This is a genomic window from [Enterobacter] lignolyticus SCF1, assembly GCF_000164865.1.
GTDB classification, from domain to species: Bacteria; Pseudomonadota; Gammaproteobacteria; order Enterobacterales; family Enterobacteriaceae; genus Enterobacter_B; species Enterobacter_B lignolyticus.
This window is the reverse complement of the sequence record NC_014618.1, coordinates 376,398-399,054: the sequence shown is the minus strand read 5'-3', so window position 1 is coordinate 399,054 and position 22,657 is coordinate 376,398. Positions and strand designations below refer to the sequence as shown.

The 22,657-nt window shown below is 58.2% G+C and carries 23 protein-coding genes; 3 read left to right on the top strand and 20 right to left on the bottom strand.

From position 1 onward, the window contains the following. The gene (locus tag ENTCL_RS01815) at positions 1-1,317 is read right to left on the bottom strand and encodes a cytosine deaminase (RefSeq protein WP_044611869.1); all 1,317 of its coding nucleotides are present in this window, start codon (positions 1,315-1,317) and stop codon (positions 1-3) included. 238 nt (positions 1,318-1,555) lie between these two features. On the opposite strand from ENTCL_RS01815, the gene nirB reads away from it, so the two are divergent. From nirB to cysG, 3 genes are read left to right on the top strand one after another with little or no spacing between them, the layout of a single operon-like run. Beyond that, entirely contained in the window at positions 1,556-4,099 is a 2,544-nt protein-coding gene (nirB, locus tag ENTCL_RS01810) for a nitrite reductase large subunit NirB (protein WP_013364417.1), read from the top strand. After that, the gene (gene nirD, locus ENTCL_RS01805) at positions 4,096-4,422 is read left to right on the top strand and encodes a nitrite reductase small subunit NirD (protein WP_013364416.1); all 327 of its coding nucleotides are present in this window, start codon (positions 4,096-4,098) and stop codon (positions 4,420-4,422) included. Before nirB ends, nirD begins: the two co-directional genes overlap by 4 nt. A 55-nt stretch (positions 4,423-4,477) precedes the next feature. Then, complete coding sequence (cysG, locus tag ENTCL_RS01800) at positions 4,478-5,851, top strand: siroheme synthase CysG (RefSeq protein ID WP_013364415.1); 1,374 nt, start codon at positions 4,478-4,480, stop codon at positions 5,849-5,851. Here the strand turns inward: cysG and ENTCL_RS01795 are convergent. The 19 genes from ENTCL_RS01795 to ENTCL_RS22370 form a co-directional block, all read right to left on the bottom strand. Next, a complete protein-coding gene (locus ENTCL_RS01795) occupies positions 5,848-6,939 on the bottom strand; it encodes an aminotransferase class V-fold PLP-dependent enzyme (RefSeq protein WP_013364414.1) in 1,092 nt (363 codons plus the stop codon). The two genes, cysG and ENTCL_RS01795, sit on opposite strands and share 4 nt — an antisense overlap. Before the next feature lie 15 nt (positions 6,940-6,954). Further along, complete coding sequence (locus ENTCL_RS01790) at positions 6,955-8,259, bottom strand: YhfT family protein (protein WP_013364413.1); 1,305 nt, start codon at positions 8,257-8,259, stop codon at positions 6,955-6,957. Between the two features lie 12 nt (positions 8,260-8,271). After that, complete coding sequence (locus ENTCL_RS01785) at positions 8,272-8,625, bottom strand: DUF2620 domain-containing protein (RefSeq protein ID WP_013364412.1); 354 nt, start codon at positions 8,623-8,625, stop codon at positions 8,272-8,274. Positions 8,626-8,635: 10 nt separating this feature from the next. Next, positions 8,636-9,511 (bottom strand): phosphotriesterase-related protein, encoded by an 876-nt coding sequence (locus tag ENTCL_RS01780; RefSeq protein WP_013364411.1) that lies wholly within the window; start codon positions 9,509-9,511, stop codon positions 8,636-8,638. Beyond that, positions 9,504-10,736 (bottom strand): phosphopentomutase, encoded by a 1,233-nt coding sequence (locus tag ENTCL_RS01775; RefSeq protein ID WP_013364410.1) that lies wholly within the window; start codon positions 10,734-10,736, stop codon positions 9,504-9,506. The genes ENTCL_RS01780 and ENTCL_RS01775 overlap by 8 nt, the downstream gene beginning before the upstream one ends. Beyond that, positions 10,736-11,899: a YhfX family PLP-dependent enzyme gene (locus tag ENTCL_RS01770; RefSeq protein WP_013364409.1), complete on the bottom strand. Its 1,164-nt coding sequence runs from the start codon at positions 11,897-11,899 to the stop codon at positions 10,736-10,738. The genes ENTCL_RS01775 and ENTCL_RS01770 overlap by 1 nt, the downstream gene beginning before the upstream one ends. Positions 11,900-11,977: 78 nt before the next feature. Next, complete coding sequence (locus tag ENTCL_RS01765) at positions 11,978-12,328, bottom strand: hypothetical protein (RefSeq protein ID WP_013364408.1); 351 nt, start codon at positions 12,326-12,328, stop codon at positions 11,978-11,980. Between the two features lie 16 nt (positions 12,329-12,344). Continuing rightward, positions 12,345-13,250: a GntR family transcriptional regulator YhfZ gene (gene yhfZ / locus ENTCL_RS01760; protein WP_013364407.1), complete on the bottom strand. Its 906-nt coding sequence runs from the start codon at positions 13,248-13,250 to the stop codon at positions 12,345-12,347. A gap of 183 nt (positions 13,251-13,433) precedes the next feature. Beyond that, complete coding sequence (gene trpS, locus ENTCL_RS01755) at positions 13,434-14,438, bottom strand: tryptophan--tRNA ligase (protein WP_013364406.1); 1,005 nt, start codon at positions 14,436-14,438, stop codon at positions 13,434-13,436. After that, entirely contained in the window at positions 14,431-15,192 is a 762-nt protein-coding gene (gph, locus tag ENTCL_RS01750; protein WP_013364405.1) for a phosphoglycolate phosphatase, read from the bottom strand. The genes trpS and gph overlap by 8 nt, the downstream gene beginning before the upstream one ends. Next, entirely contained in the window at positions 15,185-15,862 is a 678-nt protein-coding gene (gene rpe / locus ENTCL_RS01745; RefSeq protein WP_013364404.1) for a ribulose-phosphate 3-epimerase, read from the bottom strand. Before rpe ends, gph begins: the two co-directional genes overlap by 8 nt. Before the next feature lie 17 nt (positions 15,863-15,879). Beyond that, a complete protein-coding gene (gene dam / locus ENTCL_RS01740) occupies positions 15,880-16,713 on the bottom strand; it encodes an adenine-specific DNA-methyltransferase (protein WP_013364403.1) in 834 nt (277 codons plus the stop codon). Positions 16,714-16,781: 68 nt separating this feature from the next. Next, on the bottom strand, positions 16,782-18,113 hold the full coding sequence (damX, locus tag ENTCL_RS01735) for a cell division protein DamX (protein ID WP_013364402.1): 1,332 nt from the start codon (positions 18,111-18,113) through the stop codon (positions 16,782-16,784). Between the two features lie 91 nt (positions 18,114-18,204). After that, positions 18,205-19,293, bottom strand: coding sequence for a 3-dehydroquinate synthase (gene aroB / locus ENTCL_RS01730; RefSeq protein ID WP_013364401.1), 1,089 nt, complete (start codon positions 19,291-19,293; stop codon positions 18,205-18,207). Between the two features lie 57 nt (positions 19,294-19,350). Continuing rightward, on the bottom strand, positions 19,351-19,872 hold the full coding sequence (aroK, locus tag ENTCL_RS01725) for a shikimate kinase AroK (RefSeq protein WP_013364400.1): 522 nt from the start codon (positions 19,870-19,872) through the stop codon (positions 19,351-19,353). Positions 19,873-20,152: 280 nt separating this feature from the next. Further along, a complete protein-coding gene (gene hofQ / locus ENTCL_RS01720) occupies positions 20,153-21,391 on the bottom strand; it encodes a DNA uptake porin HofQ (protein ID WP_013364399.1) in 1,239 nt (412 codons plus the stop codon). Then, a complete protein-coding gene (locus ENTCL_RS01715; RefSeq protein WP_013364398.1) occupies positions 21,303-21,707 on the bottom strand; it encodes a HofP DNA utilization family protein in 405 nt (134 codons plus the stop codon). The genes hofQ and ENTCL_RS01715 overlap by 89 nt, the downstream gene beginning before the upstream one ends. Next, positions 21,700-22,134 (bottom strand): HofO family protein, encoded by a 435-nt coding sequence (locus ENTCL_RS01710; RefSeq protein ID WP_013364397.1) that lies wholly within the window; start codon positions 22,132-22,134, stop codon positions 21,700-21,702. Before ENTCL_RS01710 ends, ENTCL_RS01715 begins: the two co-directional genes overlap by 8 nt. After that, complete coding sequence (locus ENTCL_RS22370; RefSeq protein WP_013364396.1) at positions 22,118-22,657, bottom strand: PilN domain-containing protein; 540 nt, start codon at positions 22,655-22,657, stop codon at positions 22,118-22,120. Before ENTCL_RS22370 ends, ENTCL_RS01710 begins: the two co-directional genes overlap by 17 nt.

Sequence of the window (22,657 nt, the reverse complement as noted above, 5' to 3'; positions counted from 1 at the left end):
TTACGCCCCTTTGCTGTCGGTGAAGGGGCTGTTTCGGGTAAAAAACATCTCTTCGCCGCCGTTATCCATCTGGATCCAGGTTTGCGCCAGCTGGGTGCTGGCAATCACCCGCCCCTGGCGAATCGACCAGCGCACCGGCACCTGGCAGCGCACCGCCTCAAAGCCGTTTTCCGCAGGCAAAATCACCAGATTCGCCGGATTCCCCTCGGCGATACCGTACTCCGTCAGGCCAAAGGCGCGCGCGCTGTTGTCGGTAATCAGCTTCAGGCTGTCGTTGATTTGCGGGTATCCCATCATCTGGCAAACGTGCAGCCCCATGTGCAGCACCTGCAGCATGTTGCCGGTACCCAGCGGGTACCATGGGTCAAAGACATCGTCATGGCCGAAGCAGACGTTGATTCCCGCGTCGAGCAGCTCCTTTACCCGGGTAATGCCGCGGCGTTTCGGATAATCGTCGAACCGCCCCTGCAGATGGATATTCACCAGCGGGTTCGCCACAAAGTTGATACCGGACATCTTCAGCAGGCGAAACAGCCGCGACGTATAGGCACCGTTGTAGGAGTGCATCGCCGTGGTGTGGCTCGCCGTCACCCGCGCGCCGATTCCCTCCTTCAGCGCCAGAGCCGCAACCGTCTCCACAAACCGCGACTGTTCGTCATCGATTTCATCGCAGTGGATGTCCAGCGGGCGGTCATACTTCTTCGCCAGCGCAAAGGCGATATGCAACGACTCCACGCCATACTCGCGGGTAAACTCGAAGTGAGGGATTGCGCCGACCACGTCCGCCCCCAGCTGTAACGCCTTTTCCAGCAGCCCAGCGCCGCCGGGGTAAGAGAGAATCCCCTCCTGCGGGAAAGCGACTATCTGTAACGTCACCCAGGGCGCCACCTCCTGCTTTACTTCCAGCATCGCCTTCAGCGCCGTGAGCGTCGGGTCGGAAACATCCACATGCGTGCGGACGAACTGAATACCGTTGGCGATTTGCCACTTCAGCGTCTTCCAGGCCCGGGCCTTCACGTCCTCGTGGCTCAGCAGCGCCTTGCGCTCCGCCCAGCATTCGATACCTTCAAACAGCGTGCCGGATTCGTTCCAGCGCGGCTCCCCGGCGGTCTGGGTCGTATCCAGGTGAATATGCGGCTCAATAAACGGCGCGACGGCCAGACCGCCGCGCGCGTTAAGTACCTCTAAACTCTCATGCCGGCTTTCCCCCATCGGAGTAATCGACCGAAAGCGGCCGCCCTCAATGCCCAGCTGCCATAGTCCGTCACGCCCAGCCAAACGCACATTCTCAATCAGCCACAACGGTGTCGTGCTCATCCTCATCTCCCCGTACTGCATGTTGAACGCTCTGCCTATTTTTTACGTCAAAACCCCTGCTTTTTGTACATAAATCCGACAGGCGTGAAAAGCCAGCGAATTCCGTCACTTATAAATTTCCTGACAAATCAATCGCATACCCATTAAGTGGTAGGTAAAGCCGTATTTGATTTGCATCAATAAGCGCGCAAGCTGAATCGTTAAGGTAGGCGGTAATAGAAAAGAAATCGAGGCAAAAATGAGCAAAGTCAGACTCGCTATTATCGGTAACGGCATGGTCGGCCACCGCTTTATTGAGGATCTTCTCGATAAAGCACCGGCGGACCAGTTCGATATTACCGTTTTCTGTGAAGAGCCGCGTATCGCCTACGACCGCGTCCACCTCTCCTCCTACTTCTCTCACCACACGGCGGAAGAGCTGTCGCTGGTACGCGAGGGCTTCTACGAGAAGCACGGCATCAAGGTACTGGTCGGCGAACGGGCGATCACTATCAACCGTCAGGAAAAAGTGATCCACTCCAGCGCGGGCCGTTCCGTGTTTTACGACAAGCTGATCATGGCGACCGGCTCTTACCCGTGGATCCCGCCGATCAAGGGCGCGGAGACGCAGGATTGCTTTGTTTATCGCACCATTGAAGACCTCAACGCCATCGAATCCTGCGCTCGCCGCAGCAAGCGCGGCGCCGTCGTCGGCGGCGGCCTGCTGGGCCTCGAAGCGGCCGGCGCGCTGAAAAACCTCGGCGTGGAAACCCATGTGATCGAATTCGCCCCCATGCTGATGGCGGAACAGCTCGATCGGATGGGCGGCGAGCAGCTGAAGCGCAAAATTGAAAGCATGGGCGTGAAGGTTCACACCAACAAGAACACCAAAGAGATCGTTCAGGAAGGCAGCAACGCGCGTAAAACCATGCGCTTTGCCGACGGCAGCCACCTTGAAATCGACTTCATCGTATTCTCCACCGGCATTCGCCCGCGCGATAAGCTGGCCACCCAGTGTGGTCTGACGGTCGCCGAACGCGGCGGGATCATGATTAACGATACCTGCCAGACCTCCGATCCGGATATTTACGCCATCGGCGAATGCGCGAGCTGGAACCGTCGTGTTTACGGCCTGGTCGCGCCCGGTTACAAGATGGCGCAGGTCGCCGTTGACCATATCCTTGGGACGGAAAATACCTTTGAGGGCGCCGACCTGAGCGCCAAGCTCAAACTGCTGGGCGTCGACGTTGGCGGCATCGGCGATGCCCATGGCCGTACGCCGGGCGCCCGCAGCTACGTTTACCTCGACGAAAGCAAAGAAGTTTACAAGCGCCTCATCGTAAGCCAGGACAACAAAACGCTGCTCGGGGCGGTGCTGGTCGGCGATACCAGCGACTACGGCAACCTGCTGCAGCTGGTGCTGAACGCCATCGAACTGCCGGAAAACCCGGACTCGCTGATTCTCCCGGCGCACGCCAGCCACGGCAAACCGGCTATCGGCGTTGATAAACTGCCGGACAGCGCGCAGATTTGCTCCTGCTTCGACGTCACCAAAGGCGCGCTTGTCGCCGCCATCAACAAAGGCTGCCATACCGTAGCCGCGCTGAAGGCCGCAACCAAAGCCGGTACCGGCTGCGGCGGCTGTATCCCGCTGGTCACGCAGGTGCTGAACGCCGAGCTCGCCAGACAGGGCATCGAAGTCAACAACAACCTCTGCGAACACTTTGCCTTCTCGCGCCAGGAGCTGTATCACCTGATTCGCGTGGAAGGGATCAAATCCTTCGACGAGCTGCTGGCGAAATACGGTAAAGGCTACGGCTGCGAAGTGTGTAAACCTGTCGTCGGTTCGCTGCTGGCATCCTGCTGGAACGAGTATGTGCTCAAGCCTCAGCACACGCCGCTGCAGGACACCAACGATAACTTCCTGGCCAATATCCAGAAAGACGGCACCTACTCGGTTATCCCTCGCTCTGCGGGCGGCGAGATTACCCCTGAAGGGCTGCTGGCCGTCGGTCGTATCGCGCGCGAATTTAACCTGTATACCAAAATTACCGGCTCCCAGCGCATCGGCCTGTTCGGCGCGCAAAAAGACGATCTGCCGGAAATCTGGCGCCAGCTGATTGAGGCGGGCTTCGAAACCGGTCACGCCTACGCTAAAGCGCTGCGCATGGCGAAAACCTGCGTCGGCAGCACCTGGTGCCGTTACGGCGTGGGCGACAGCGTCGGCTTCGGCGTCGAGCTGGAAAACCGCTACAAAGGGATTCGCACCCCGCACAAAATGAAGTTCGGCGTGTCCGGCTGTACCCGCGAATGTGCGGAAGCCCAGGGCAAAGACGTCGGGATTATCGCCACCGAAAAGGGCTGGAACCTGTACGTCTGCGGCAACGGCGGCATGAAGCCGCGCCACGCCGACCTGCTGGCGGCGGACCTCGATCGCGAGACGCTGATCAAATACCTCGACCGCTTTATGATGTTCTATATCCGCACCGCCGATAAGCTGACCCGTACCGCGCCGTGGCTGGACAACATGGAAGGCGGTATTGATTACCTTAAGAGCGTCATCATCGACGATAAGCTCGGCCTGAACGCCCACCTCGAAGAAGAGCTGGCGCGCCTGCGCGAGGCTTTCGCCTGCGAGTGGACCGAAACCGTCAACAACCCTGCCGCTCAGGGCCGTTTCAAACACTTTATCAACAGCACCCAGCGCGATCCGAACGTTCAGATTGTCCCTGAACGCGAGCAGCACCGTCCGGCCACGCCGTACGAGCGTATTCCGGTCACGCTGGTGGAGGAAAACGCATGAGCCAGTGGGTAAACATCTGCAACATCGACGATATTCTGCCAGCGACCGGCGTGTGCGCGCTGCTGGGCAATGCGCAGGTCGCGATTTTCCGTCCACATCATGATGAACAGGTCTTCGCCATCAGCAACATAGACCCGTTCTTCGACGCAAGCGTGCTCTCCCGCGGCCTTATCGCAGAACACAATGGTGAGCTGTGGGTCGCCAGCCCGTTGAAAAAACAGCGTTTCCGTCTGCGTGACGGCCTGTGCATGGAAGATGAAAGCCGCTCCGTTGCACATTTCGACGCGCGCGTGAAGGACGGTCAGGTACAATTGAAAGCCTGATAGCGTAGCCCGGCGGCCCCTGTCGCCGGGTCTTTACTCCTTGTGCGAGATTCCTATGGATCATTTACCCATCTTTTGCCAGCTGCGCGGCCGCGACTGCCTGCTGGTTGGCGGCGGCGATGTTGCCGAACGGAAAGCGCGTCTGCTGCTGGATGCCGGCGCGAAGCTGACGGTTAACGCCCTCGATTTCGTCCCTCAGTTTCGCGTCTGGGCCGACGCCGACATGCTGACGCTGGTCGAAGGTGAGTTTAATGCAGCGCTGCTGGACGCCAGCTGGCTGGCGATCGCCGCCACCGACAGCGACACCGTCAACGCGCGCGTCAGCGCGGCCGCCGAATCTCGCCGTATTTTCTGCAACGTTGTGGACGCGCCGAAGCAGGCAAGCTTCATTATGCCGTCGATTATCGATCGCTCGCCGCTGATGGTCGCCGTCTCGTCAGGCGGCACATCGCCGGTGCTGGCGCGCCTGCTGCGGGAAAAGCTGGAATCTCTGCTCCCTCAGCACCTCGGGCAGGTGGCGCATTACGCAGGAGCGCTGCGCGCCCGCGTAAAGCGGCAGTTTGCCACCGTCGGCGAGCGCCGCCGCTTCTGGGAAAAGCTGTTTGTTAACGACAGGCTGGCGCAGTCGCTGGCGAATCAGGACCTTAAAGCGATTGAGGACACGACCGAAACGCTGCTTCGCGAGCCGCTGGAGCATCGCGGTGAAGTGGTGCTGGTCGGCGCCGGTCCCGGCGATGCCGGACTGTTAACCCTCAAGGGCCTGCAGCAGATCCAACAGGCGGATATCGTCGTCTATGACCGCCTGGTCTCCGATGAGATCATGAATCTGGTTCGCCGCGATGCCGACCGCATATTCGTCGGCAAGCGCGCGGGCTACCACTGCGTTCCCCAGGAAGAGATCAACCAGATCCTGCTGCGCGAAGCGCAAAAGGGAAAACGCGTGGTGCGCCTGAAGGGCGGCGACCCGTTTATTTTCGGCCGCGGCGGCGAAGAGCTGGAAACGTTGTGCAGCGCGGGCATTCCGTTCTCCGTGGTGCCGGGCATTACCGCCGCCTCAGGCTGCTCAGCGTACGCCGGCATTCCGCTGACCCATCGCGATTATACCCAGAGCGTGCGCCTGGTTACCGGACACCTGAAAACCGGCGCAGAGCTGGACTGGCAAAATCTGACGGCAGAGAAACAGACGCTGGTGTTTTACATGGGGCTTAACCAGGCCGCCACTATCCAGCAGAAGCTGATCGAGCACGGTATGCCGAAAGAAATGCCCGTCGCGCTGGTTGAAAACGGCACCGCCGTCCAGCAGCGCGTGGTCGACGGGACGCTGGCCGACCTGAACGAACTGGCAGGCCAGGTCGTCAGCCCCTCGCTTATCATCGTCGGGCGCGTCGTAGCCCTGCGCGAGAAGCTGAACTGGTTTTCACACCATTAACCGCCAGAGGCTGCGCAGCTCTGCTGTAAAATCCGCAGTACGGTCTCTTCTCCGCTGCGATTAGGGTTAATGCGGATTGCGTAGCGTTCTATCCCGGGATTCGCTTCGCGAAAGGTTCCGGACAGCCGATAGAACAATGGCGGGATCTCATATTTTGACTCCGCCCCCACCGGATACGGCAGCGCCCCCAGGCGCTGCGCGTGCTCCAGCACCTGCATAGCGATTGGCCGATGAAACTCCACCAGCAGTACCTTTGACTGCGCATTAGCCACCACCGCCTGCTTCACCTCAGGAACAGCGCCGTTGTTCAGCATGATCTGCAGGCGCTCGGTAACGCCCGCCTGCACCGCGTGCATTACCGGCGCAAACGCCAGCCCGCGCAGTACCTCCAGCGCCTGCGCCCCCTGAATCTGACTACCTCCGGAGTACATCGTGGCGCGGATGCGGGCAATGGCCTCCGTATCACCCACGACTACGCCAACGCCCTCGGGGCCGAACAGCTTAAAACTGGAAAAGGTAGACAGCGTGGCGCCATATTCACAGCCGATAGACGGCGTCTTCATCACCGCATAGTTATCGTCGGTCAGCGTGGGAATACCGGCCGTATGGAGCAGTCCCAGCACCGCATCCAGCCGATACTTGTCCTCCGGACGCTGACGGGTATGCTGCACCAGCGCGGCATTTGGTCGCTGCTCCTCAATGGCGCTGGCAAGTGAGGCCGGGTCATTAAAATCGACGGGCGTCAGCGTCAGCCCCATTTGCTCGATGATGACCGCCGTCGTCGGATAAACGGGCGCATCATGAATCAATAATCGCGTCCCTGGGCCTGTCAGCGCCGCCAGTCCGGCCCGAATCGCGCCGGTCCCGGCGCCCTGCACCAGAACCGCCGCCCCGGCATGAAAGACCTCTGCCAACACAGCCTCCACCCGCTGCGTTGTACGGGGCTGGTTCAGACCGGGCACCAGCCCCAGGTCGCCGCCGCCAAGAAAATCAGCGCCAGGGAAATGTCGGCAAATCGCGTCCACCAGCGCGAACTGCTTATGCTGCGCTTCCACCAGCGTCATGCTCTGTAACGGATACGTTTTCATCGCGTTATCTAAACCTTATGCCGGAATAAATAAACCAAGCCAGTACAGCAGGTTCAGTACAATGCCGGTGATCAACACCGCCACCACCGGAGCCGCCATTTTTTGTACCGGACGTCCCAGCGCTTCGTTGAAGAAATACAGCGCCGCCGCGATAGAGAAACCGGTATAGCCTGCCATTTTAATCGCCGCGAAGATGGAACCCACCAGCAGCGCCAGTTCCATCAGCATATTCATGGCGTTACGAATGTTGTCCGAGGCGTTGCGTACCGACGGATAGCGCCCCAGCCATTTGCCGATAGAGCGCAGCAGCAGCACCTCGGCAGAAATCACCAGCGCACCCAGCACGGCCGCCAGCAGCGGGTTTGGCACCAGATATCCCACCGCATAAACGAAAGTAAACCCCGCCACCGCGTACACGCCTGTCGCCAGCGCGGTAGTCGCAATCATCGGCACAAACCCCAGACCGCGCATAAATTCCGCCAGCGCCGCCTGGTTAATCAGTGACTGGGACTGCTCCGGCGTAACGCCCGCTGCATAGGCTTTTTCCAGCGTAAAGATAGAGACCTCGCTACCCGCGAAAATTTTCATGCTGGCGACAGCAGCAATCAGCGCTCCCACAATCGCGATATAAGGTAAGTTTTTAATAATGCGTGAGGTTCGCTCCTCAAATACCGACATACCGCTGGCATCCTCTTCACCCTGGCCGCGGTGGCGTAAATCCCGGGTAATGGCAATACCCAGCAGCACGACCATGCCAACAAAGATCTCAATGGACTCCGGGCTCAGGTGTGGGAAGAAACGCACCACCACTACGCGGGTCATCAGTACGATGACAGCAGCAACCAGCCCGCTTTTCCAGCCGAACTGGTAGAAAATCGCCACCAGCGGAAACAGCGCAAATGCCGACACTACCGGAGAGCTTAGTTCGCCCAACGAGCCCAGCACATCGACAGGCAACGCGGTAAGCAGGTGGTTCACCGGCAGCAGGCAGGTCAGGATCAGAATGCCCCACACCGCCCCCATGCCAAACGCCAGAATACTATTGGCGGCCAGCACGCCCAGAATATCCGTCGGTAAAAACAGCAGCCACGCATTGAGTAGCCCCGTCTTCAGGGTAAACGAGATCCCAACCGACGCGACAAAGCCAATACTCAAGCCAAAGGCGATGCTCCCCGCCTCGCGACGGTTCATATAACCCTCAATCAGCTGCGGCAAAATGGGTCGTATACCGTCGTGAAAAACGGCGGCGGAGCGGTGTGCCAGCAGCGACGTCATTCCGGTCAGACAGGCGACCACAATAAGTTGTATATAGAACGCCATACGTGAGCCTTTTTATTTTAAGTGGTTGATAAGCAGAGGTATCGCATGTTCGACATGCTCAACAGAGAGGCCAAACGCCACTTTCCCTTCCGCGATCATTTTGGCGATATGTTCGTCTTTCGCCTTAATACCCGGTTTGGCAATGGTGCAGCTTTTGTTAAAACCAATCACTGCAATGGCAATCGACAAGGCCGCGCCAGCACCGGTGTTACAAGCGCCGATGTAGTAATCCAGTTGGCCGGATTTCACCTTCATCGCCGCTTCCATATCGTTGTAAATAAACACCTCAAAGCAGCCAGGCGCCGTGGTTTCGATGGTTTTCTTAATCTGTTCACGCTGTAAGCCAGCAACACCAATTTTTTTCATCTTGTTATCCTTACCGGAAAAAACGAGCAGGGTTATCGCGCAGCATCAGATCCACGTCAGCCTGGCTAAACCCGGCCTGATGAAGCTGCGGTACAAAGGTTGTCAGCAGATAGTCGTAACCATTACCGCCATTGGCCTTCAGGTGAGAACGGCGCGTCACGTCCATCGACAGCATTACGTGCCCCAACAGCCCGCGCTCGCGCAAGGCACTCAGCATCTGGATGCGTTTTTCGTCGGGGTAGTAGTTGTTTTTACCGATAGTGTCGAACTGCACATAAGCGCCGGAATCAATCATGCGCAGAATGTTGTCGAGGTTGTCTTTCAGGTCACAATGACCGATCACGACCTGTGAGAGATCTACGCTGTATTTTTTCAGCAGCGCAATCTGTTCAAGTCCCATCGTGCTGAAAGAGGTATGGGTTGAGACGGGACGTCCGGTTTCGTTGTGCGCTACGGCAGCGGCATAAAACACCTTCTCCTCAAGCCCGGTGATTACACCTTTGCTGGAGCCGATTTCAGCAATAACGCCCGCTTTCAGCCCGGTGTCGTCGATGCCGATTTCTATCTCATCGATCATCTCCTGCGCCAACTGCCGGACAGAGCGCTCTGCAACATGCTCAGGAAAGAATGCGTGCTGATAATATCCGGTGCAGGCAATCACGTTGATGCCGGTATCATGCATTAAATCCAGTAAAAACTGTGGATTACGCCCCATATAGCGGTTGGTCATTTCAACGATATTGCGCACTCCACGCTGTACCAGAGTGTGCATTTCGTCGCAAATGAACGCGTACTGATCCAGGCGGCAATCGATGTCGCCCTTAAAGCCCGATAAATCAATATGCAGGTGCTCGTGAGCATAGGTGTAGCCAGAGGGATCAATCATCTTTCGAATTCCTCGCGGACATGATGAGCGGAAGAAAAGAGCGACCGTTCTCGGGCGCCTCGGCGCCAAAAAACGCGCAGACGGTAGCGCCGACATCAGACAACGTGGCGCGCAAGCCAAGCCTGGCCGGGGCCTGTCCCGGCCGCCAGATAAGCAGAGGAACGTTTTCGCGGGTGTGTTTGCTGTGCCCGATAGTAGGATCATTACCGTGGTCAGCCATCACTATCAGACAATCGTCGGGCGTCATCTCATCAATGAGCAGAGCCAGTTCACGGTCGACCAGCCGTAGCCTGTCGGCATAGCGTGCGGTATCCTGCGCATGCCCGGCGAGGTCGGTTTCCTGAATATTGGTACAGATAAAAACCGTTTCCCTGGCCGTAAAGGCCTGGCGGGTGATGTCCATAATGCGCTGACTATCCACTATGTTCTGCCAGCTTTCGCCATGCGGGTTACTGACGATATCTGCCACTTTGCCAACCAGCACGGTCGTAACGCCACCGTCATGAAGACGGGCCGGAACCTGCACCGTCTCGTCTACGCCATACCCCATATGCACTACCTGAAAGCCGTGCTGGTACACCCCCGAACGCGGCGCATTGATACCAACATAACGCTGCTCTTTTTCCTCAACGGCAGCGAAAATTTGCCGCGTGCTGGCAAGCTTCCCGCCAAAAGCGATAACGCGACCAACCTCGACCTGCTCACGCACCACGCGGCCGATGGCTTTCACCTCGTCAAAGCTTTTCTCACTGAGATTGCCGGTAATGTTGTAGACCTGCCCCAGATCGGCCTCGAGGTTATCCCCCACCGCCACGGCGCCATCCACCAGCAGCCACGACAACCCCTCACCTTGCCGTTCCGTGTGCCAACCCGCTATACGGAGCGCCGACTCAACCTTATCGATGACCGCGCTAAAGGGCATACGCAGCGGCGTACGCGGTCGGGTACCGAGAATCTCCTGATGCCCCATGAACGTATCGCCCCCCTCATGCTGTAGCTCGGCGACACCCCAGACGGCGTCAGGAGATGGTTGCATCATGCCAGGCGTATAGCCGAGCGCATTTATCAGCCCCAGTTTCTCCAGCGTCGGTAGACTCAGCGCGGGAAAGGCCTCCAGAATATGTCCGCAGGTATTTGCGCCGATATCCTGGGGGCGAACCTGCGGTACGTCCGCCATTGCGCCAACGCCAAAGCTGTCTATCACCACCACCACGAATCGCGCCATTACGCCTCCAGACTATTGCCGAGACTGTCATAACGCGCCGCGATACAGGGCTCCCCCTGCTGTACCCCACAAACCAGCACCACATCGCTGCGGGTCACAAATATCTGCGTGCGAAAACAAAAAAGGACAGCGCTCCCCACCGGATAGTTGCCCTCAAGCGGCAGGTAGTAATCGATACTGCTGTCGTCGATTGTTCCCAGGCGCGCATCGCAGGCGCTGTCGCTTCCCGGCGTAAACACCAGCGCGTTTCTGGCATGCCCGCGGCGATAATAGCCGCCGCCGTAGCAGTAGCTGCGACCGCGAAAGTGATGCGAGATCTCACTCAGCCAAAGCATGGCGATATGCTCGGGCTGATCGCCTCTCTGGTTGGCCGGAATCGTCCCCGTCAGCGCATGTCCGGGTTCAGAGTGGGTCACGCCGTAACCAGCAAGCAAAGGTAACGATGTGCAGCTGGTCGCCGATGGCGCATTTAACTGTGCTAACGCTACCCCCTGCGCCAGCAGCGTATCGCGCGCGCTCACCAGCGAGTGCAAATTGGGCGTCGGCATAATTTCCCCTAGCGCATCGTCCCAAAGCAGACAGGGGAAATGCGTCAGACCGACCAGCTGAATTCCAGGCATTACCTGCAGCGCCTCTACGGCGGCGGCCAGGTCAGACAACGCAAATCCGCTCTCTTGTCCCGGGTAGAGGAAATCCTGCTCGCCGTAGACCTTCAGCATCACGGACTGCGTCACTCCCGCCCGTACCGCCGCACGGGAAACTTCATGGGCTTTTTCCAGCGAGAACAACGTAATCACCTCCGTCCCCTCCCGAACGGCCGCCTCGACCTGCGCCGACGGGATTTGCACCAGATGTCCCTGATGAGCCACTTTCAGACCGGCGCGACGCATTACCCGGCTTTCCTTGTAATCCACTGCGACAATGCCCTGATAGCCAAGCTCCAGAAGCCTCTGCGCAAGCCAGGGGTTCCGCCCCAGCTGCTTGGTCATCAGGTACAGCGTAATGCCGTGTCGTCGTGCGACATCAACCAGCAATCGACCATTTTCCAGTACCTGATCGACGTCGATGACCCAGCTATCCGGTGCGATTTTGCCCTGCTGCCATAGCCGATGCGCGGCGCTGATGAGTGCAGGGTTCTGGCGCTTTAATGCTTCAACAAACATCGTATTGCCCCATATCCATTTACCAGACAAATATTCATTTTTTTGAATATTTAACCTAAAAACGTCAACGTCAGCGAGTTAATCCGCCATCCACAACCCGTACAGGTTTGCCAGCAGATATCCTTCTTCATTTTCATGTACGGTGACCGCAAACTCCTGTAGCAGGGCGCAATGTGCCTGGTGTACCTGAGACCAGATGCTGGATAGCCTTATCTCCTGCAGGAGATCGCCATCAAGAGGTTCGATAACCTCCCCGCGGCGGCTGCGCATCAACGCGCTGGCCATGTGGGTAACCGCCATCGCCCCCTGCTCGCTATAGACCGGAAGCTGCCACTCTTTATCCAGCCGTTGAACCACCTTCAGCATGCCGCTACAGATATCGCGGTCGATGACGCCTGCTTCACACAGCAGATTGAGCCTGTTTTCCATCTCATTCGCCTTCATATTAATAACTGGGTTCCTGCTCGCCGTTCACCACGCGTTGCTGGTGCGCCAGCAGCGCATTTTCATCCACCACGGCCCTGATCAGCTGCTGCATGGGATAATCATCGGCACGCGTTAAGATAACCGCCTCCGTTGCCTGCAAAAACTGCGGTTCCTCCCTTAACGCAATGGCTTCAAGTCCTAACATTGTCAGCTCAGCCTCGGCGGCGACGTTCCAGATAACGGCATCGATATCCCCCTTCACGATGCGCGGCAAACTCTCATGGTACGAGAGATCAACGCGCTCAACGGGGCGACCCGCGAAGTAAACTTCGGTCATAATCTTCTGGTCCGCAGAGCGGTTATCGAGTCCGACACGTTTGACGGTATCCGCCTCTCCCTTGCGGCAAATCAGCTTATGCTCGCCGACGTAGGTATGCGGCCCCAGCGCCAGCGCGATATGCAGGCCGTTATGCGTCAGATAGCTTTCTGCCGCCAGCCGCGATACCACCGCCATGTCATATACGCCGTTAAGCAGACATTCAACGCGAATATCGGCACCGCGCATATGGGCGTAATAGAACGGGATATCCTCAAACTGCGCCTTTAACCCACTCGCCAGCCCTTCGTACAGACGCGTATAGGGCAACGGCATCGCGCAAACCACGCTACTGATATCCAGATGCGCCAGCAGCGCCTTGTTGTCCATATCCACCAGAAAGCTACCGTTGCGACCGCGGCGCTCAATGCGAATTGCTCCGCCCGCCTCCAGCGTTTTCAGGGCAGCCTGCGTCAGCCCAACGGACGTGCCGCATTCAGCTGCCAGTTCTTCTATGGTTTTTAATCGGTTACCGCGCTCCTGACCCAGCAAATAGCGAGCCAGCGTGGTTAACGTCATTCCTTCTTTTTTTATAAACGTCCGATGCATCTTTTATCTTCAGTATTTTGAATATTTATATCTTCAACAAAATGAAAATAAGGCACAAGCCCCAATAGCGCAAAGGGTGAATGGGGTCACACAATACGGAATTATTCTCTTTCAGGCAGGTGCAGGGATAAAAAAACCGGGGTCTGAGTGGACCCCGGTACGGTTAGCAACGGCTCGTCGTAATTACGGATGTGCCACAAAACCGATCGCTTCATACACCGCCTTCAGCGTTTCAGAAGCGCGGGCACGCGCTTTGGCGGCGCCCTCTTTCATGACGTTCTGCAGGAAGGCTTCATCGTTGCGATAGCGGTTATAGCGCTCCTGCAGCTCGCTCAGCATACCGGATACCGCATCGGCAACGTCGCCCTTCAGATGGCCGTACATTTTGCCTTCGAAATGCTGCTCCAGTTCCGGAATGCTCTTGCCAGTGACGCCGGCCAGGATATCCAGCAGGTTGGAAACGCCCGCTTTGTTCTGCACGTCGTAGCGAACCACCGGCGGCTCGTCGGAATCCGTCACCGCGCGTTTAATTTTCTTCACGACCGACTTCGGATCTTCCAGCAGGCCGATAACGTTGTTGCGGTTATCGTCAGACTTGGACATCTTCTTCGTCGGCTCCAGCAGGGACATCACGCGCGCGCCGGATTTCGGAATAAACGGCTCCGGCACCTTGAAGATATCGCCGTAGATAGCGTTAAAACGCTGCGCGATATCGCGGCTCAGCTCCAGATGCTGCTTCTGATCTTCGCCGACCGGCACCTGATTGGTCTGATACAGCAGAATGTCCGCCGCCATCAGCACCGGGTAGTCGAACAGGCCGGCGTTGATGTTTTCGGCATAGCGCGCGGACTTGTCCTTAAACTGGGTCATACGGCTCAGTTCGCCGAAATAGGTGTAGCAGTTCAGCGCCCAGCTCAGCTGCGCGTGCTCCGGCACGTGAGACTGGACGAAGATAGTGCTTTTTTCCGGGTCGATGCCGCAGGCGAGGTACAGCGCCAGCGTATCCAGCGTCGCTTTACGCAGCGCCTGTGGGTCCTGACGCACGGTGATCGCATGCTGGTCAACAATGCAATAAATGCAGTGGTAGTCGTCCTGCATGTTTACCCACTGACGCAGCGCACCCATATAGTTACCGATGGTCAGTTCACCTGAAGGCTGTGCGCCGCTAAAAACGATGGGCTTAGTCATTTTTTAATTCCTGATGTTCACTGTGCGGGAGCCCGAGAGCGGGCAATAAATCGTTAAAATGGTCAAAGAGGAAGTCCGGATTGCTGAGCGCAATCGCCTCGCCGTAGTTATAGCCGTAGGTCAGGCCGACGGAGCAGCAGCCGGCCGCCGCAGCGGCGAGAATATCATTGCGCGAATCCCCGACAAAGAGCAGCTCTTCCGGTTTCAGGGATAATTTTCCGGCCACCAGCAGCAGCGGCTCCGGGTGCGGCTTTTTGTTCTTCACGTCATCGCCGCCCACCACCACGGTGAAATATTTGGCGATATCCAGCGCTTCCAGCAGCGGCGCAACGAACGGCGTCGGCTTGTTGGTTACTAACGCCAGCGGCAGGCCTTTGGCATGCAGCGCGCCCAGCGTATCGGCGACGTCCGGGAACAGGAAGCTGCCCTCTTCGGCAAACTCGGCATAGTAGCGGTCAAACAGCTTACGCAAAATACGCTGCTGTTCAGGCTTTGAAATATCGTCGCCCTCGACGGACGGTTTACCCTGCGCGGCACGCTGAACGGCACGCTCCTGACGCGCCCAGGTCAGGGCGCGTTCCATCAGCACATCGGCGCCGTTGCCAATCCAGGTCACGACGCGCTCTTCGCCCGCCGTCGGCAGCTCCAGCGCGTAAAGCGCGCTGTCCACAGCCGCGGTCAGACCCGGCGCGCTATCAACCAGCGTACCGTCGAGGTCGAACGCAACACCCCGAATTGCCTGTAATTTACTCATGACTTACCTTTGCCAGTTCACGGCGCATTTCATCAACCACTTTCCTGTAGTCGGGCTGATCGAAGATAGCGGAGCCTGCGACAAACATGTCTGCGCCTGCCGCTGCGATTTCTGCAATGTTGCTCACTTTAACACCGCCGTCCACTTCGAGGCGAATATCATAGCCGGATTCGTCAATACGACGGCGCACTTCACGCAGCTTATCCAGCGTCTGCGGAATGAAAGATTGCCCGCCGAAGCCCGGGTTCACCGACATCAGCAGAATCACGTCCAGCTTATCCATCACGTAGTCCAGATAGCTCAGCGGCGTCGCCGGGTTAAAGACCAGGCCCGCTTTACAGCCGTGTTCTTTAATCAGCTGCAGCGAACGGTCGACGTGCTCAGAGGCTTCCGGGTGGAAGGTAATAATGCTGGCGCCCGCCGCGGCGAAATCAGGAATGATGCGATCGACCGGTTTCACCATCAGGTGAACGTCAATCGGGGCAGTGATGCCGTATTTACGCAGAGATTTCAGCACCATCGGGCCGATGGTCAGGTTGGGCACGTAGTGGTTATCCATCACATCGAAATGCACCACATCCGCACCCGCTGCCAGCGCTTTCGCAGTATCTTCACCCAGACGGGCAAAGTCGGCCGACAGAATTGAAGGGGCAATCAAAAACTGTTTCATCCGCATCTCCTTGAAAACTATTTTTTGCTTTTGGTGGCCGGGCGATACAGCGCCAGCAGTTCATCCACCTTCTTACGCGTGCCGCCATTACTGCTGATGCTGCGTCGTACCTTCACGACGTGCAGTTTGTTGGCCTGTTGATACCATTCACGGGTCAGCGCCGTGTCATGGTTTGAAATTAACACCGGGATCCGCTTGCTGACCAGTTCTTCCGCTATTTCAGCCAGGTGAGCCTGCTGCTCCTGGCTGAAGCTGTTGGTGTGGTAGGCGGTAAAGTTGGCCGTCGCCGATAGCGGCGCATAGGGCGGATCGCAGTACACCACGGAACTGGCGTCGGCTCGCGCCATGCTCTGGGCGTACGACTCGCAGTAAAACTCCGCGTTCTGCGCTTTGTGCGCGAAGTGGCGCAGCTCATTTTCCGGGAAATAGGGCTTCTTATAACGGCCAAACGGCACGTTAAACTCACCCTTGAGGTTGTACCGGCACAGGCCATTGTAACCGTGGCGGTTCAGGTACAAAAACAGCACCGCGCGGCGAAACGCGTCCTGGCTTTGATTAAATTCGTCGCGGAGCTGGTAATAGACGTCCGCATCGTTAGTTGTCGGGGAGAACATCGCCTGCGCCGCCGCGATGTATTCATCGGTACGCGTTTTAACGATGTTATAGAGATCGATGAGATCGCTGTTGATATCGGCAAGGATATAACGTGAAAAATCGGTGTTCAGGAACACCGATCCGGCCCCGACAAAGGGCTCGACAAGACATTCGCCCTTCGGCAAATGTTTTTCGATATCGTTCAGCAGGGGGAATTTCCCCCCTGCCCACTTCAGAAAAGCGCGTTTCTTTTTCATGCTGTCTGACTGCTTACCACTTTCTCCGGCTGTGGAGAAAAAGCTCCGACAGCATCCTGCGCTTAACATTACTTCAGATCGGACTGTACCTGATGCAGCGGTTTCGCCCACGGGTTTTTCGCCTGCACATCGGCTGGCAAAGTCGCTACCGCGCGTTTCGCATCTTCTTTAGTCGGATACATGCCGCTCACCAGCACATACCACGGCTGACCGTTGCGGGTCGTCTGATAAACCACATAGCTCTTCAGATTCTCTTTCTTCGCCCAATTGTTGAGATTGTCGTAGTTAGAAGAGGAGCTCAACTGCAGCGTATAGTGGCCTGACGGCGCGGACTTCAGCGAACCGACATCGCCGGCCTCTTTCCCGCCTGCCGCCGTTGGCGCTGCCGTCGCTGCCGTTGCCGCCGTTGCGGCTGGCGCCGCGGTTGCCGCAGGAGCAGAGGTCGTAGCCGCCGGTTTCGTCGGCGCTGGCGCCGTAACCGGTGCCGTCTGCTTCACGGGCGCTGGCGTTGCCGCAACGGTCGTTTCCGTACGTTTCGGCTGTGCAACCGGCTTCGGTTCGGTCATCGTTTTCGCCGTTGCCTGAGGCTTGGTCTGCGGCTTCGGCTCGATAACGGCATGTTTACGTTCCGGACGAGCGGCTTCGGTGCGCGGCTCGCTGGTCGTCGTTACCTGACGCGGCGCGCTGCCGCCGCGAACCGGCGCGACGGTTGCCGGTTCCGTTGGCAGCGTGGAGTTCACCGCGCTGTCAACCTGACCCTGCTGCTGCGTTAAGGCATTGTTCAGGTCGCCCTGAACCTCGACACGCTGCTGGCCTTCAGGCGCTGCGGCGTTTTGCCCCTGCGTTGGGGTAGAAGAGATTGGCGGTAAAGAGACATCCTGCGAAGGCGCGCCAGCGGTCTGCTGGCCTGCCGGAGCCGCCGCGCCAGGCGCAGGCTGCGCGCCGTTGGCCTGATCGGCGCTCGCTGCGCTATTCGCGGACAGATCGATGTTCTTTTCCGCTGTGGAAGCCTGCTCGCTGGAAGGCGCGGACGGCGCTTTCAGCGCAGAACCAATACCCACAATCAGCAGCAGCAGAACCAGAATGCCCAGCCCCATCATGATGTACTGACGAGAGGCAGGTTTGCGGGGCGGTGATTTTTTACGTTTACGCGGACGACGCTCTACGGCCTCTTCAGACCCTTCGTCGTCATCCGATGCGTGATATTCTTCTTCATCGTCGCGCGCGCGTGTTTCGCGAACTTTGCGGGTGCGTGACGGGCGAGGCTCATCCGCATCGAGATCCAGCTCGTCAAAGTTGATCTGCGGTTCGCTATCGCGATCGGAAGATTGACGGGAACGACCAGCACGACGATCGCTGGGATCGGGTTTCAGCTCGTCTTCTGGTTTGAATTCATCCATTTAACACCCCACTAAAAGGCTTATGCCAACGACAATTGCACATCACCTGAAGTTATAAAGCCGCATGGCGCGGCCTGACCTTTCTTATTCGTTACGCCTGCTGGCAATCAGCAATCGCGCCAAGTACGACATCGTGCGCGACACCGCCACGCACTTCACTTTTACCTATCGCCAGCGGCAGCACTAAACGCAGCTCGCCAGCCAGCACCTTTTTATCACGCATCATATGCGGCAGATACGCCTGCGCTGACATTTCCCGCGGACCCGTCACCGGCAGCTTCGCACGCTTGAGCAGCGTAATAATGCGCTGCGTATCCTGCGCGCTAAACTGGCCAAGACGCTCCGATGCGCGCGCCGCCATCACCATACCGGCGGCAACAGCCTCACCGTGGAGCCAGTTTCCGTAGCCCATTTCCGCTTCAATGGCATGACCAAACGTATGCCCAAGATTCAGTAAAGCACGTAAGCCGGTTTCGCGCTCATCTGCAGCAACAACTTCGGCTTTCAGCTCACAACAACGGCGAATACAGTACGCCATCGCTTTTTCATCCAGCGCCATTAGCGCATCGATGTTGTTTTCCAGCCACTGGAAGAACTCGCCGTCCAGAATGATGCCGTACTTAATCACCTCAGCGAGGCCGGAAGAGAGTTCACGCGCGGGCAGCGTTTTCAGACAGTTGAGATCGACCACAACCGAAACGGGCTGCCAGAAGGCGCCAATCATGTTTTTACCGAGGGGATGGTTGACCGCCGTTTTACCGCCAACGGAAGAATCAACCTGAGACAGTAGCGTGGTCGGAACCTGAATAAAACGCACGCCTCGCTGATAGCTCGCCGCCGCAAATCCGGTTAAATCGCCCACCACGCCGCCGCCCAACGCGACCAGCGTTGTATCGCGGCCGTGGGGTTTTTTAAGCAATGCGGTGAATACCGTGTCCATCACCGCCAGCGTTTTGTACTGCTCGCCGTCAGGGAGGATGACGCTGTCGACCTTAACACCCGATTGCTCCAGCACGGCGCGAACCGTGTCCAGATACAGCGGCGCCAGCGTTTCGTTGGTGACCAGCATGACCTGGTCGCCCGACTTGAGTGGCATGAAGGAAGCTGGGTCGTTAAACAAACCAGCCGCGATGGTAATCGGGTAACTGCGTTCCCCGAGAGTTACTGTGAGCCTCTCCATAACGCGACATCCACCTTAGTTGCTTAAATTCACTGATGTTAAGCTAGTCAACCAGAATCAGTTGCTTTCCAGCATATGAATAATCTGGTTCGCGACGACTTTCGCGCTCTGATCGTCAGTCCGGATGGTGACATCAGCGATTTCTTCATACAGCGGATTGCGTTCGTCAGCCAGCGCTTCCAGAACTTCACGCGGCGGAGTCGCAACCTGCAGCAGCGGGCGCTTCTTGTCGCGCTGCGTGCGCGCCAGCTGTTTCTCAATAGTGGTTTCCAGGTACACCACAACGCCGCGGGCGGAGAGACGATTGCGCGTTTCGCGGGATTTCACAGAGCCGCCGCCAGTTGCCAGCACAATACCCTGTTTTTCCGTCAGCTCATTGATGATTTTTTCTTCACGATCGCGGAAACCTTCTTCGCCTTCAACGTCGAAGACCCAGCCTACGTCAGCACCAGTGCGTTTCTCAATCTCTTGATCAGAATCGTAGAATTCCATGTTGAGCTGTTGGGCTAACTGGCGCCCAATAGTGCTTTTGCCGGCACCCATAGGCCCAACCAGAAAGATATTGCGTTTCTCTGCCATTTTTTCGGTACTACTAAGACTATTCGTTAATAATAAACCCGCGACGCAGATACCCAGCGCCGCAGGACATGAACTGAAACCTCATATGCGATAGTGCGAGAGTCAGATCAAAAATTATCTCAATACTCCGACAGGTTTGGCAACTCGAATTATTGTGAGCATACATCGCCGGATTTTGCGGGAGACAGACTCTCAAATCGGTACTCCTTGTATGCTAAATCCGGCCTCACGTCAAACACCTGAAACGTGTTCAGCGAGAAAAACTCCGGGTACGAATCCCCTACTGTACAGAAATGATACGCGGCGTGATAAAGACGACAAGCTCGCGCCGCTCATGGTCTTTCCCGTCGTGGCGGAAAAGTTGCCCAAGCCAGGGGATGTCTCCCAACAGCGGGATGCCGTCGCGCGCTGATTTGTTTTTTTGCGAGAAAATCCCGCCCAACGCCAGCGTTTCTCCGCTTTTAACCTCAACCTGCGTTTCAATTTCCTGTTTGTCGATGGCCAGCACTTCGCCGTCAGCCTGCTGCAGCACCTGCCCCGGCATGTTCTCGCTGATGCGCAGCTTGAGGCGCACGCGCCTGTCGTCCAGAACGGTGGGCGTGACCTCCATCCCCAGCACCGCCTCTTTAAATTCAACCGACGTCGCGCCGCTATCGCCGCTGGATACCTGATAGGGAATTTCGCTCCCCTGTTTGATGCTGGCGGGCTGCAGATGCGAGGCAAGCAGGCGCGGGCTGGCGATAATCTCAAGCTGCTGCTGTTGCTCCAGCGCCGAAAGCTCAAACTCCAGCAGGCGCCCGTTGATACGTCCGATATTAAACCCTGCCCGGCTGGTGGCATCCGTTACGGATAAATCGCTCGACAGCGTGGTGAATTTCCCCCGCCCGGGAGGGCTGTCGGCATCCGCCAGGGTCCACTTCACCCCAAGCTCCCGCAGGCTCTTCTCATTCATCGTCACAATATGCGCCGCCAGCTCCACCTGCCCGACGGGCTTGTCCATCTCCTCCGCCCAGGTCTGAATATCGCTAAGATGGCGCTCGTCGTCGCGCACCAGCAGACGGTTTGTCCGCTTATCCACCGTCATCGCGCCGCGGGGGCTGAGCAGCTTTTCCCCGGCCTTCGCCAGCTCTCCGGCATCGGCATAGCGCAGCGCGATGCTCTGCCCGCGCAGCGGCAGCGTCTGCCGACGCTTCTCCTGCTCCGTTTCAAGCCGCGACTGCTTTGCTTCCTGCCAGGCATGGCTGTGGATAAACAGCACCGCGCCCTGCGAGGTCATCGTCAACCCGGCGCTGCTCAGTACGGTTTGCAGCGCCTGCATCCAGGGGATGTTGGTAAGCTGCAGCGACAAAACGCCATCCACCTCCGGACCGATAACGATATTCCGCCCATCCAGCGCCGCCAGGGTCTGCAGCACCTGCGCCACCGGCACCTCATCGACGGTCAGCGTGACGGCGTTGACCTTTCCCTTCGCGGGCGCTGTCGCCAGCAGCAGCGTCAGCAACACGTCTGTGGTTTTCATGATTGTTCGCTCCCTCTTTTTGCCAGCGCCACGCGGCGGACTCGCAGCGCTCTCCGGCCCGCACCTCAATTTCCTCTGGCGACAGCCGGATTATCCGCCAGCCGTTTTCCAGTACCTGCCCCTGGATTAGCCGCTGCCATTTCCCCGCGTTATCCATCACCAGGCCAATCGCAAACCGCTCGCTGCTGACGACGCCGCGATAGCGCCATTGGGACACCTGCGCCACGGCGCAGGTGTCTACCGCGGGCTGGAAAGGGTCGCGCATCGCCAGCAGCAAAGGGAGAAAAACCAGAAGCACGACGCGCCCGCTAGCCACGATCGAGCGACTCCAGGCGCAGCGTCAGCTGCAGCCGACCGTTTTCCGGCGCCAGCCGAAAGCTTTTTACCGCCATGCCTCGCCGGGTGAGTGCGGTGAAAATGTCGGGGACGACGGGCCACTCCACGCCAAGCGCCAGCTCCCCGCCGCTGTCGTCAGGCAACCAGCGCAGCAGCGTGCTGCCCGGCATCTGAAAATCGACGGGGGAAAATGCCAGCGTCCTTTCCGGCGCTTTTTCATTGCGGGTCGACGACAGCGCCAGCGTTTTACGCCACTGCGCCCGCAGCGCCGGCTGCGCATTTACAGACGGAATATCCCGGCTCACCGCGACCTCTCCCGCCCCATACGCAAGGAGTAAAACGGCGCACCACGTTCCCCAGCGGATTTTCGCCGAACAGCGGCACCAGCGTTCAGGGAGATGTCGCATTCGCGTCTCCTGGCAACAGCTGTACGTTAAACTGCCAGCGGCCGTCGGCATCCCGCAGCGTTGCGCCCGGTTTTCCTCGCCGCAGCCCGGGAAGCTCCGCAAGCGCGCGATCCAGCGCGGCCAGCGCCGGGAAGCGATTCGCCTTGCCCGCCAGCGCCAGCGCGCCTCCCTGCCACTCAAGCGCGGTAAGCCAGGCCTGTTCCGGTAGCGCGTCGCCTATCGCCGCAAGCCACAGCGACCAGCGTCGTGTCTCCTGCTGGCGAACCAGAATTTGCGCCAGCGCGGTGCGCTGTGCGGCATCTGCGGCCAGCCGCTGCTCACGTACGGTCAGCGCCTGCTGTAAACGGCGCGCCTCCTGTACCCAGAGCGTATTCAAGGCGCGGTCAGACATATTCATCGCCACGTTTACGGCAAGATTCAGGGCAACCATCAGCAGCCCGCCGATAAACATGAGCGCCCAGAAGCGCAGGCGCTGCCGCCGTAGGGCGTCCCGCCAGGGCAGCAGGTTCACCATCGCCGCCAT